The sequence below is a fragment of the Gilliamella apicola genome (genome assembly GCF_003202915.1).
GTDB classification, from domain to species: Bacteria; Pseudomonadota; Gammaproteobacteria; order Enterobacterales; family Orbaceae; genus Gilliamella; species Gilliamella apicola_Q.
In genome coordinates this window covers 198,087-209,871 of sequence record NZ_QGLP01000004.1, presented here as the reverse complement: position 1 = coordinate 209,871, position 11,785 = coordinate 198,087, and the positions used below count along the sequence as shown (strand labels likewise).

Genomic DNA, 11,785 nt, shown 5'->3' with positions numbered 1-11,785 from the left:
TATTTAACGTAATTTCAAGGTTAGTAAACCAATTACCACCAACATTAGTGAGATAATCCAAAATCGGACAATAACTCTTGGTTCTGGCCATCCTTTTAATTCATAGTGATGATGAATTGGTGCCATTTTGAAAATTCGTTTACCTCTTAATTTAAACGAACCTACTTGTAAGATAACGGATAATGTTTCAATAACAAAAATACCACCCATAACTAACAATAAGAACTCTTGCCTTAGTAAAACAGAAATAATACCAAACACTCCACCTAAGGCTAATGAACCAACATCGCCCATAAAGACCATAGCCGGATAGGTGTTAAACCATAAAAAACCAAGACCGGCACCAATAATTGCAGTACAAACAATCATTAGTTCGCCACTGAATTTAATATATGGAATTTGTAAATAAGCAGCAAAATTCACATTACCGGTAGCCCACGAAACAAGAGCAAAACCAGCAGCAACAAAAACTGTTGGCATAATTGCCAATCCATCAAGACCGTCGGTTAAATTTACCGCATTACCCGCGCCAACAATAACCACATAAGTCAGTAGAATGAACCATAAACCTAATTGCGGCATAATATCTTTAAAGAATGGGACAACTAAAACGGTAACAGAACTATCTTTGCCATATGCATAAAGTCCAAAAGCCACAATTAATGCAATTACTGACTGCCAAAAATATTTCCATCTAGCAATTAAACCATCAGTATTTTTGCGTATTACTTTTAGATAATCATCAGCGAACCCAACAATACCGTAACCAATTAAAACAAATAATGCCACCCAAACATAAGGATTACGCAAATCCGCCCAGAGAAAAACTGAAATTGAAATGGAGGCTAATATAAGTGTACCCCCCATTGTTGGTGTTCCTTTTTTACTTAAATGAGATTCAGGACCATCATGGCGAATAACTTGACCAATTTGTAATTTTTGCAACCAATCAATTACTTTTTGTCCCATAATTAATGAAATCGTTAATGATGTTAATAATGCAAGAATAGCTCTCACCGTTAGATAAGAAATAACATTAAAAAAAGTAAAATATTTAACTAAATATTCTGATATCCACACCAACATAATTTTAATCCTGACCTATTTTTGATTTAATTTCTGCGATTAGTTCTTCCATTTTTGCACTACGAGAACCTTTAACTAACATAGTTAAGGTTGGATGTTGACGTAGTAACATTAACAAATACTCCACTGCTTTTGGTTTATCAATAAAATGATGACCAACACCGCTAAACTGACTAATAAATTCGCTTAAATTACCAACACTAACAACGCAATCTATTTTTTGTTGTTTTGCTAATTCGCCAATCTGTTGATGATAACTTCCCGCATCTTTACCTAATTCAGCCATATCACCCACGACTAAAACTCGATATCCTGGTTGAGTTGCTAAAACATGAATAGCAGCTGACATTGAACCAACGTTCGCATTATATGAATCATCCCAAATTAATTGCGTTTGATTTAGTCTAACTGGGTAGAGCCTTCCTTTTACAGACTTAGACGCTGCCAGCCCTTTGTTAACTTGTGTTAAAGTTGCACCTACTGATATTGCTAAAGCGGATGCCGCTATTGCATTAGATATATTGTGCTCACCAACTAACGGTAAGCTAATTTCGCTCTTACCAATTGGGGTATGTAACGTAAAAACTGTCTGATCCATAATTTTTATATTGCTGGCATAAAAATCTGCTAAAGAATCATCTATTGAAAAAGTCCAAACAGTTTTATTTTTCAAATCTTTTAACCATTTGTCTGAACAACTATTTAAATTAATAATTGCAATGCCATCATCAGCCAACCCCTCAAAGATTTCACCTTTAGCAGTTGCGACCCCTTCAAGTGAACCAAAACCTTCAATGTGAGCCAAAGCAATATTATTGATTAGTGCACTCTTAGGTTTTACTAAGCGAGTAGTATAGGCAATTTCACCAATATGATTGGCTCCCAGTTCAATAACCGCAAATTGATCTTGTTTAGTTAATCTTAATAAGGTTAATGGAACGCCAATATCATTATTAAAATTACCTTGAGTATAAAGTGTTTCACCACACTGCTGTAAAATAGTAGCAGTCATTTCTTTTACTGATGTTTTGCCCGATGACCCAGTTAATGCCACAAATTTTGCCGAACTCTGATCTCTTACAAATTCAGCAATTTCACCTAATGCTATATAAGTATCATTTACCACTATTTGCGGAATATCGTCATCAATTTTATGGTTAACTATTACCACACTAGCACCAGCTTCAACAGCTTGTTTAGCAAATAAATGACCATCAAATTTTTCACCAACCAAGGCAATAAATAAGCATTGATCAGTAATTTTACGTGAATCAGTACAAATTTCTTTAATAGCCAATTCTTCATCTTGAATATGATAAGATGTTCCATTGACGATTGTCTTAATTTGCTTAATAACTAAAGGAATCATGATTGATTCTCTACTCCTAAAATCTGTTTTACCGTTTCTTGATCTGAATAATGATGCTTTGTTTTTCCAATAATTTGATAATCTTCATGTCCTTTTCCAGCAATTAAAATCACATCATCGGATTTAGCTTGAGCAAGGGTTTTGGTGATAGCTTGCACTCTATCAGTAATAATTTGTACATTTTTTGTGTTAATTAGCCCCTGCTCTATATCATGAATAATTTTTATCTCATCTTCTGTACGAGGGTTATCATTGGTTAATATAATCTTATCGGCAAATTGTTCAGCAACTTCAGCCATTAATGGTCTTTTACCTGCATCTCTATCACCGCCGCAACCAAAAATCACCCATAATTGTCCTTTACAATGAATACGGCTAGCTTGTAATGCTTTTTGTAGAGCATCTGGTGTATGCGCATAATCAATAATTACTGTTGGGCTATTTTTTACCTGTATAACCTCCATACGACCGCAAATTGGCTTAAGATACGATGCCATATTAACGACTGCATAAAATGGATAATCAAGTGTCAATAAGGTTGCTACAGCTAATAGTAAATTAGATACATTAAACTCACCTAATAATCGGCTATGAATAATGGCATTTCCCCAGCTCGATTCCATATGAATTTGGGCGCCTTTATCATGATATTCAATCATCGACACACCAACATAATTTTTTTCCAAGGTTTTCAGGCGACGTAATGATTTAGGTTGACATGAAACCGCGGTTACGTCGTATAGCTTTTCTATCCAACGTCGCCCATATAGATCATCATAATTAATAATTGACTTACCCGAACTTGCTACGTTTTTTTCTTTTTTATCAGCACTAAATAGCGACCATTTTGCCTTAGCATACCTATTCATCGTTATATGATAATCAAGATGATCTCGGCTTAGATTGGTAAATACAGTTGCGGCACAATGTAATTCTTTTACCCGATTCATCGATAAGCCATGAGAAGAAACTTCCATTGCCACAACTTGAACACGTTTTGCTACAAAATCAGCTAAATAAGACTGTAATTCAACTGCAGATAAAGTGGTGTTTACTGAAGGTTCAAGATGATTATAAATACCATTACCGATTGAACCTAACAATCCGGCTTTTTTATTTAATAATGTCACACATTGAGCGATTAGTTGGGTAATTGTCGTTTTACCATTTGTCCCGGTTACGCCGATGACAGATAAATGCTTAGAAGGAGAATGATAAAAGTCGGCTGCAATTTTTGATAATTTTTGAGAAAGTTGAAACACTCTTATTTGTGGAATGATTCTTTGGTCTTTCTGTTTTAAATAATCAATTTTCAAATCATTTGATTTTCTGTTGGTTTCAATGAGAACAACTTCAGCACCAGACAAAATAGCTTGAGGAATAAAGTCTTTACCATTAACGGTAAATCCTTTAATAGCAATAAACACATCGCCTTTTTTTACTTTTCGACTGTCAGTTATTAAGCGATTAAGAGGAAAATCAACTACGGCTAGATTATTGCCACCTAATAATTTATATAAAGTTTTAAATGTGTTGGTTGCCATTGTTTCCCACCTACTAATATACAATCATTTGACCATCAACTTTGCGGTCTGGTTTTACATTCATTGTTCTAAGTACTCCACCCATAATTCGACTAAAAACAGGGGCCGAAACAGAGCCACCATAATATTGTCCGGCCTTTGGATTATCGATAATAACCACTAGTGAATATTTAGGCCCTGTTGCTGGTGCGATGCCGGCTGTGTAAGCTAAATATTGATTAACATACCGCCCACCAGACAGTTTTTTAGCTGTACCAGTTTTAACACCTACACTATATCCTGGAACGGAGGCTTTAGTACCACCACCTGTTACAGCAACCGCTTCCATCATTTGTACAACTGTTTTAGCTATTTTTTCACTTACAACACGTTTACCTTCAACGGGTTGGGTTACTTTCAATATTGAAACTGGTCGATAAATTCCATAATTGCCAATAGTTGCATATGCCCTAGCTAATTGTAATGGCGTAACACTTAACCCATAACCAAAAGAAAACGTCGCCCGTTCAATATCAGCCCATTTCCTTGTTCTGTCAGCAGCAATAGAACCACTCACTTCGCCACCTAAACCTAGTTCTGTCGGTTGTCCTAACCCAAAACGGCTGTAAAACTCAACAAGATCACTTGATTGCATTTGTAACGCTAATTTACTTACACCAACGTTACTTGATTTTTCCAAGATACCGGCCAAATTAAGTGATTTTTGATAAGAAACATCTTTAATTTCATATCGGTTAACCAAAAATGGGCTAGTGTCAATAACCGTATTTAAATCAGCTATTTTTTTCTCTAATGCGGCCATCACAACTAAAGGTTTAACTGTGGAGCCTGGCTCAAATGCATCCGTTATTGCTCGATTTCGTAACAAACTATAATCAATTGAAGAACGATTATTCGGGTTATAGGATGGACTAGTTGCCATCGCTAATATTTCACCGGTATGAACATCAATTAAAACTGCTGTACCACTATCAGCTTTGTTAAATTGAACAGCTTGGCTAAGCTCACTATAAACCAGAGATTGTAAACGTTCATCAATACTTAACGTCAAATCAGAAGCAACTTCACTATCTGTTCTTTCTAATTCTTCTATAACTCTTCCCGCACGATCTCGCCTAATAATGCGTTGTCCAGATTCACCCATCAACCATTTATTAAAGCTTTTTTCAATTCCTTCCGAACCTTTTTCGCTACCGTTTTCGTCAACATCAGTTAAACCTATTAATTGCGCTACATTTTCCGCTGCCGGATAATAACGTTTAGACGTTTTAGCAAACGATATCCCCGGTAAGTTTAATTGTTTTAAATAATCCGCTGTTGTTGGAGTAATTTGTTTAGATAGATAAACAAATCGCATCGACGAATTATCCAATTTTTGCTCAAGTGTCGGCATTGGAATATTCAAAGTTTTTGCCAACCCTTGCCAACGAATATCATTACGATCAACACCACCTTTTTGTATAACAACTTTGGGGTCAGCCCAAACATCATACATAGGTACACTCACTGCTAGCGCTCTGCCATTACGATCGGTAATCATAGCTCTTAGTGCACTCATTTCTTGATGACGAATTGAGCGTTTATTAGCTTCAGCTATTAACTTATCGGGTTCTATTATCTGTAAAATAGCCATTCGTACGAGTAAACTAATAATGGCTAAAATAATAAAACCATAAACAAGATAAAATCGAGTTCGGGTATAAATTTGTTTTTTGCTATTTAATTTATTCCCTTTATTCAACCTAGTTACTTGTTTTACATTATTTTTTTTAGTTATATTAGTAAACTTCATTATTTACTCTTTATCACAATAACGGTTTCATTTTGCGGTGTCACATATGACATGCCCAATTGATTTTTTGCTTTATCTTCAACACGTTTTGGATCAGCTAGTACATTTTCTTCAATAACTAAATTACGCCATTCACTTTCTAATACATCTTGTTCGAGTAATAATTGCTCACGTTCAAATAATTGTTTACGAACTTGCTGAGTTGTAACTAATACTGCTCCAGCCGAAATAACAATAAGAACCAATAGCAATAACGAAATTTTCTGATGACCGAGCAAATCACTAAAAATCAAACCAAGTAAACTTTTGCTTGATCTTTTTTGATTGTGTCTATCAACACCTGTTCTCGGATAAATTTCATTGTTATTATTCATTTTTCCTTTCTGCAATCCTCAATATCGCGCTACGAGAACGCGGGTTACCATATATTTCATTATTGCTCGGCTTAATTTTGCCAAGTGATTTTAATTTAACATTACCATATTGTTTTATCTGTTGTTCTGTTAATGGTAAGCCGGCTGGTAAATTAGGACCTTTGCTTTGTTTACTTATAAATTGCTTCACAATTCTGTCTTCTAACGAATGAAAACTAATAACTGCAAGTCTTCCTTGATCTGCAAGCACTGACAAACTGTTATTTAAGGCTTGTTCAACTTCCTCAAGTTCACTATTTATATAAATTCGAATAGCTTGAAACGAGCGTGTTGCTGGGTGTTTGTTTTTATCTTTTTTTGGTGTTGCTTTTTCAATTAAATCTGCTAACTCTAAAGTTCGAGTTATTGGCGAAACTTTATTTTGTTCCACAATGGCATGAGCAATCCGTTTAGCAAACTTTTCTTCACCAAAAGTTTTTAAAACCCATGCGATATCATTTTCATCACTACTTAGTAACCACTCACTCGCAGTTACACCTTTATTATTATTCATCCGCATGTCTAGTGGCCCATCACGCATAAAAGAAAATCCTCTTTGCGGATCATCTAATTGCGGCGATGAAACACCCAAATCTAATAAAAAACCATCTATATCACCTAACAGCCCTAAGTCATCGACATATTGATATACGTTAGAAAATTCTCCTCGAATAAAAGTAAATCTTGGATCGGTTATTTGAAGTGCAGCCTGTTCAGCTCGTTCATCACGGTCAATTGCAATTAATCTTCCATGCTCACCTAACTGTTCAAGAATTAAACGTGAATGACCGCCACGTCCAAAAGTGCCATCAACATAAATACCATTTTTTTTTATATTTAATGCCGCCACCGCTTCATTTAACAAAACAGTTTTATGTTGATAATCCATCTTTGTTTACTCTTATTAAATTGTTAGACTTTTCAAATTTTCTGATAAGTGTTCAACATCAGTTGGTAATGCAGCAATATCATCACTAATTTGTTGATACCAAATTGCCTCATCCCAAATCTCGAATTTATTAGATTGGCCTACAAACATGGTATATTTTTCTAGTTTTGCATAAGTACGTAATGTTGGTGGAAGTAAAATACGTCCTGCATTATCTAAATTACATTCCGTTGCATAACCCAATAATAATCTTTTAATTCTACGTTCAGCTTCAACAACTGTTGACAATGTTGATAGCTGTAATTCGATTTTCTGCCATTCAGACATCGAATAGATTGTCAAACAGGGATGATATAAACCAATGGTACAAACTAAACCATCAGTCAAAAACTCACGATAGCGAGTAGGAATAGCCATTCTTCCTTTACTATCTAAATTGACTGAGATTGCACCACTGAACATGAAATCACCATGAATATTAATTTTTATTGTTTTTAAATTAATAAAAAATCAATATATTAATTAAAACCCTATTTTTTACCACTTAACCCCACTTTTTACCACAAAAGTTACTAAAATAATAGATATTTAATCAATTAATTTCTAACAATTTCAAAAAAAAATATCATTATGAGTAAGTACTAACAAATCAAGCGAAATAACCAAAAATATAAAATGGAATAATTTATAGTAATTATTAGATATTGGACTTTGATTTTTTAAGACAAAAATTACAAATAATTAATTTTTTATATAGATAAAAATCATGTGTAGATGCTAATATAAAGTGGTAGATGATAACTTTGCCAGTTTTACTGACAAAGTTGATTTCGTTAAGATGCAGTCCAAAAACCAATTACATTGACTTTATTTTGCTGCAAAATTGCTCGAATCGGCATTTGGTTAATATCATCACCCTTTTCTGCTTGTTCTAATACTTGCATTTTGCTTTCTCCAACTAAATGTAAATAGATATTTTGACTATCTAAAATAGTAGGTAATGTTAAGGTAATACGGTCAAGTGGTGCTGTTAATGGTGTCATGCCGACTACTTTTCGACCAGATTTCATATCCAAGCCAGCCATTAAATTAGTCGCACCAGGGAAAAGCGAAGCCGTATGACCATCCTCTCCCATTCCCAAAATTAGCACATCAAAGGGCATAGGGATTTTATTTAATATTTTGTCTGTAATTTCTGCCCCATCAAATGGATTGTCACAACTATTCTTCAAACCAACAAAATTAGCCAATTTAGCCTTATTTTGTAATAAATAAGTTAATACCAATTTCTCATTACTTGCATCATCGGTATCACCTACCCATCTATCATCTACTAATGTAATAAAAACATTGTGCCAATCCAAATCTTGTTGGCTTAGTAGTTTAAATAATGGAATAGGTGTTTTACCACCTGATACGGCAATAGAAGCATGTCCTTTATTATTGATAGCCTGTTGCAACTCTTTAACAATATGAGCGGTTAAATCTTCGATTAACAATTGACTATTTGGGTATTTATTTAAGGTAAACATTTTTTAAATTCCTCTATTCAAACTCATGCCATGAATGACCATCTTTAGTGATCAAAGCAACAGAAGCTACCGGCCCCCAAGTACCAGCAGGATAGGTTTTGGGTGATTCGTTATCTAAACTCCACGCATTAATAATTGAATCAACCCATTTCCAAGCAGCCTCAACTTCATCGCGATGAACAAATAATGCTTGTCTTCCTCGCATCACTTCAAGTAATAATCGTTCATAAGCATCAGCACTCTGTTGATGAAAAGTTTCACTAAAACTTAAATCTAACTTAGTTGTTTGTAAATTGTGTGTACTATCTAATCCAGGTACCTTATTTAAAATTTCGATATCCATGCCTTCATCTGGTTGTAGGCGGATAGTTAGTTTATTCTGAGGTAATTGAGAATAAGACTCACTGAATAAATTAAGCGGTAAAGATTTAAAATAAACGACAACTTCAGAACATTTACTTGGTAAGCGTTTTCCGGTTCGTAAATAAAATGGCACACCAGCCCAACGCCAATTATCAATATCAACACGAATAGCAACAAATGTTTCGGTATTACTTTGCTTATTTGCACCATCCTCTTCTAAATAACCTGGCACATTAATGCCATTGACGAATCCAGCAGTATATTGTCCTCTAACCACTTTTTCGCGGATATTCGTTTTATTTATTGGGCGTAACGCATTAAGTACAGCTATTTTTTCCCTACGTATGCTGTCATCTCCAAGGTTGGCTGGCGGTGACATGGCAATCATTGTCAAAATTTGCAAAAGATGGTTTTGTACCATATCACGCATTTGACCCGCTTTGTCAAAATAGCCCCAACGACCTTCAATACCTACTTGTTCTGCAACGGTGATTTCAACATGGTCAATAGAATTTCTATCCCAAAGTGAAGCAAATACAGGATTAGCAAAACGTAGTGCGAGTAAATTTAAAACGGACTCTTTTCCTAAATAATGGTCAATACGATAAACTTGTGATTCACCGAAAAACTTTGCAACCGAGTCATTAATTTCTTTGGATGATTGCAGATCAAAACCCAATGGTTTTTCCATTACGATTCTGTTTTGAGCTTGATTCAAACCAGCTTCAGCCAATCCTTGGCAAATCGTACCAAATGCATTAGGATGCATCGCAAAATAAAAGATAGCAGGATGCGACTTTTCAAGCTTATCTTTTAATGCATTAAAACCTGCAATGTCATTAACATCTAATTTATGAAAGTTTAGTCGTTGGCTAAATCGTTGCCAAATACTTTCATCTAATGGTTCGGTCATAAATGTGGTTAACGCATCTTTTGCAACTTCAGTGTAAGCAACTTGGTCCCAATCAGCACGACCGACACCTAAAATTTTTGTCTGCTCTGGTAACTTTCCATATTTTTCTAATTGATATAGAGACGGTAAAAGTTTACGCCTCGTTAAATCCCCTTTAGCGCCGAAAATAACTAAATCGCAAGTTGGGATATCAGACATAGGGTTCTCCTAAAATGGTGTAATCTACAATTTATTTTATTATTGTTTGATTATCAGTATACATCAAGTTAATAGAATAAATCATAACAATAGATATTTATCATTTTTAGACTAAAAAATAAAAGGTCACCAAAATGGTGACCTTTTATTTGAAGATAGTATTGAATAATTTTCAACAACAGTATGTTACGCGCGAACAAAATCCATGTGAACTAATTTTGGTTTAAATGGATGACGTTGTACTGCTTGTACTTTAACTTTAACTGCTTTACCATCAATTTCAATAGTTAATACTTCAGAATAAAATTCTGGTTTTTCTTGCATATTGAAAACTTGATTGTGATCTAACACAATAGAAATTGCAGGCTCTGTTCCACCATAAACAATTGCTGGGAACTGACCAGCGTGACGCAGGCGGCGGCTCGCACCCTTACCATGCTCTTTTCTAACTTCAGCTTTAAATGTAAACATATTGATTTCTCTTATTTATTTCAAATAAAAAACCAATTACAGGCGACCCAGTAGTTGGCTATAAAATTAGTGCTTTAAAAAGCGCTAAGATTATAAAGTGTTACGCTGGTAAACGCAATCAAATAATCGCTTGATAAAGATAAAGTCAGATATTGATTGCATTTACAATATAAAAAAACTAATGATTAAATAACTTCAATCTTAAATCCATAGACTGATTTTTGTGTTGCCGATAATGTTAATGGTTTATTAATACGACATGATTCAACACAAACCATAGATTGATATTCTTCATCGGCAAAATCAGCCATCGCTTTAGCTTTATCAATCCAAGGATTCCAAGTCACGACATCACTTGCATTAACATTGGTTAATTTGATTGTTCGTTTACCATCAGTGATAGTTATTACGTCATCGGCATTGGTATAAATACGATCAACTTCTTGATTAACAGTAAGTTGTCCTTTGATTGCTGGGTTATTTTCAACTGGTAAGCGTTCTTGATAAGAATCACCTAAACCTTCAACAATGACATCATTAATATTATTAATACCCAAATAAGTATGTAAGGCACTGGTTGCTTCAAAATCACCTTGGCAAGATAGTGTTACCTCGCAAGTTTGTCCTACATGGATAGTTAACCATGCATGAAAAGGTTTTGTGAAAAAACGTTCTGTTTGTTGATTATTGGTTAATGATAACGTGAGATCCACACCTTTATTATCTTCTTTGCAAGAATCTAACTTCCATTCAACGAGGCGCGCAAAACCATGCATTGGATCGCCTAATTTACCAAACCATGGCCAGCAAACTGGTACACCACCTCTAATTGCCACTTCCTTTTTAAAATTAGCTTTTTTACTTAACCAAATCACTGGTGTAGTTTCTGTTGACGGTTGCCAAAATAATAGATGAGCACCTTGTAACGATACTGCAGCTGAACATGTTTTATGTTTAATTACTAATACAGGTAATTCACCAAATGTACTTTGATTGACTGATACACTCAATGATGCTCCTGAAGCCTGGCTATCTAAAATCTGTTTAACGATACTCATATTTACTCCTAAATATTTAATTTACATGGCGAACATTGCCTATAATTTAATGCTAATTGTACGCGTGTTATTCGAATTATAAAAACGGAATAAAGGCAATAAAAGCTTTTTTTACTTATTTGGAGTAATATAGCCAGCTGTTTCTTATTAGTTACCC

At 34.6% G+C, this 11,785-nt stretch carries 11 protein-coding genes; all 11 read right to left on the bottom strand.

Features of this window, described 5'->3' with window-relative positions; translation table 11 throughout:
• Positions 1-3: 3 nt before the first annotated feature.
• Positions 4-1,086 (bottom strand): phospho-N-acetylmuramoyl-pentapeptide-transferase, encoded by a 1,083-nt coding sequence (mraY, locus tag DKK79_RS02470; protein ID WP_110422697.1) that lies wholly within the window; start codon positions 1,084-1,086, stop codon positions 4-6.
• A gap of 4 nt (positions 1,087-1,090) precedes the next feature.
• On the bottom strand, positions 1,091-2,455 hold the full coding sequence (gene murF, locus DKK79_RS02465) for a UDP-N-acetylmuramoyl-tripeptide--D-alanyl-D-alanine ligase (protein WP_110422696.1): 1,365 nt from the start codon (positions 2,453-2,455) through the stop codon (positions 1,091-1,093).
• Positions 2,452-3,999 carry a UDP-N-acetylmuramoyl-L-alanyl-D-glutamate--2,6-diaminopimelate ligase gene (murE, locus tag DKK79_RS02460; RefSeq protein ID WP_110422695.1) on the bottom strand — a complete coding sequence of 516 codons (1,548 nt, stop codon included), beginning with the start codon at positions 3,997-3,999 and terminating at the stop codon, positions 2,452-2,454. Before murE ends, murF begins: the two co-directional genes overlap by 4 nt.
• 13 nt (positions 4,000-4,012) lie before the next feature.
• Positions 4,013-5,791 (bottom strand): peptidoglycan glycosyltransferase FtsI, encoded by a 1,779-nt coding sequence (gene ftsI, locus DKK79_RS02455; RefSeq protein ID WP_110422694.1) that lies wholly within the window; start codon positions 5,789-5,791, stop codon positions 4,013-4,015.
• On the bottom strand, positions 5,791-6,165 hold the full coding sequence (gene ftsL, locus DKK79_RS02450) for a cell division protein FtsL (RefSeq protein ID WP_110422693.1): 375 nt from the start codon (positions 6,163-6,165) through the stop codon (positions 5,791-5,793). Before ftsL ends, ftsI begins: the two co-directional genes overlap by 1 nt.
• Positions 6,158-7,093: a 16S rRNA (cytosine(1402)-N(4))-methyltransferase RsmH gene (gene rsmH, locus DKK79_RS02445; protein WP_110422692.1), complete on the bottom strand. Its 936-nt coding sequence runs from the start codon at positions 7,091-7,093 to the stop codon at positions 6,158-6,160. The genes ftsL and rsmH overlap by 8 nt, the downstream gene beginning before the upstream one ends.
• 15 nt (positions 7,094-7,108) lie before the next feature.
• Positions 7,109-7,555: a division/cell wall cluster transcriptional repressor MraZ gene (gene mraZ / locus DKK79_RS02440; RefSeq protein WP_034882830.1), complete on the bottom strand. Its 447-nt coding sequence runs from the start codon at positions 7,553-7,555 to the stop codon at positions 7,109-7,111.
• Between the two features lie 371 nt (positions 7,556-7,926).
• Positions 7,927-8,625, bottom strand: coding sequence for a 6-phosphogluconolactonase (gene pgl, locus DKK79_RS02435; protein ID WP_110422691.1), 699 nt, complete (start codon positions 8,623-8,625; stop codon positions 7,927-7,929).
• Positions 8,626-8,638: 13 nt separating this feature from the next.
• Positions 8,639-10,099 carry a glucose-6-phosphate dehydrogenase gene (gene zwf, locus DKK79_RS02430; RefSeq protein WP_110422690.1) on the bottom strand — a complete coding sequence of 487 codons (1,461 nt, stop codon included), beginning with the start codon at positions 10,097-10,099 and terminating at the stop codon, positions 8,639-8,641.
• A gap of 186 nt (positions 10,100-10,285) precedes the next feature.
• On the bottom strand, positions 10,286-10,570 hold the full coding sequence (rplY, locus tag DKK79_RS02425) for a 50S ribosomal protein L25 (RefSeq protein ID WP_034882824.1): 285 nt from the start codon (positions 10,568-10,570) through the stop codon (positions 10,286-10,288).
• Between the two features lie 185 nt (positions 10,571-10,755).
• A complete protein-coding gene (locus DKK79_RS02420) occupies positions 10,756-11,628 on the bottom strand; it encodes a D-hexose-6-phosphate mutarotase (protein ID WP_110422689.1) in 873 nt (290 codons plus the stop codon).
• Positions 11,629-11,785: the final 157 nt, after the last annotated feature.

What these genes read in the sequence shown, in the direction of transcription:
- mraY (WP_110422697.1), bottom strand. Translation starts at nt 1,086, where the DNA reads ATGTTGGTGTGGATATCAGAATATTTAGTTAAATATTTTACTTTTTTT.
- murF (WP_110422696.1), bottom strand. Translation starts at nt 2,455, where the DNA reads ATGATTCCTTTAGTTATTAAGCAAATTAAGACAATCGTCAATGGAACA.
- murE (WP_110422695.1), bottom strand. Translation starts at nt 3,999, where the DNA reads ATGGCAACCAACACATTTAAAACTTTATATAAATTATTAGGTGGCAAT.
- ftsI (WP_110422694.1), bottom strand. Translation starts at nt 5,791, where the DNA reads ATGAAGTTTACTAATATAACTAAAAAAAATAATGTAAAACAAGTAACT.
- ftsL (WP_110422693.1), bottom strand. Translation starts at nt 6,165, where the DNA reads ATGAATAATAACAATGAAATTTATCCGAGAACAGGTGTTGATAGACAC.
- rsmH (WP_110422692.1), bottom strand. Translation starts at nt 7,093, where the DNA reads ATGGATTATCAACATAAAACTGTTTTGTTAAATGAAGCGGTGGCGGCA.
- mraZ (WP_034882830.1), bottom strand. Translation starts at nt 7,555, where the DNA reads ATGTTCAGTGGTGCAATCTCAGTCAATTTAGATAGTAAAGGAAGAATG.
- pgl (WP_110422691.1), bottom strand. Translation starts at nt 8,625, where the DNA reads ATGTTTACCTTAAATAAATACCCAAATAGTCAATTGTTAATCGAAGAT.
- zwf (WP_110422690.1), bottom strand. Translation starts at nt 10,099, where the DNA reads ATGTCTGATATCCCAACTTGCGATTTAGTTATTTTCGGCGCTAAAGGG.
- rplY (WP_034882824.1), bottom strand. Translation starts at nt 10,570, where the DNA reads ATGTTTACATTTAAAGCTGAAGTTAGAAAAGAGCATGGTAAGGGTGCG.
- DKK79_RS02420 (WP_110422689.1), bottom strand. Translation starts at nt 11,628, where the DNA reads ATGAGTATCGTTAAACAGATTTTAGATAGCCAGGCTTCAGGAGCATCA.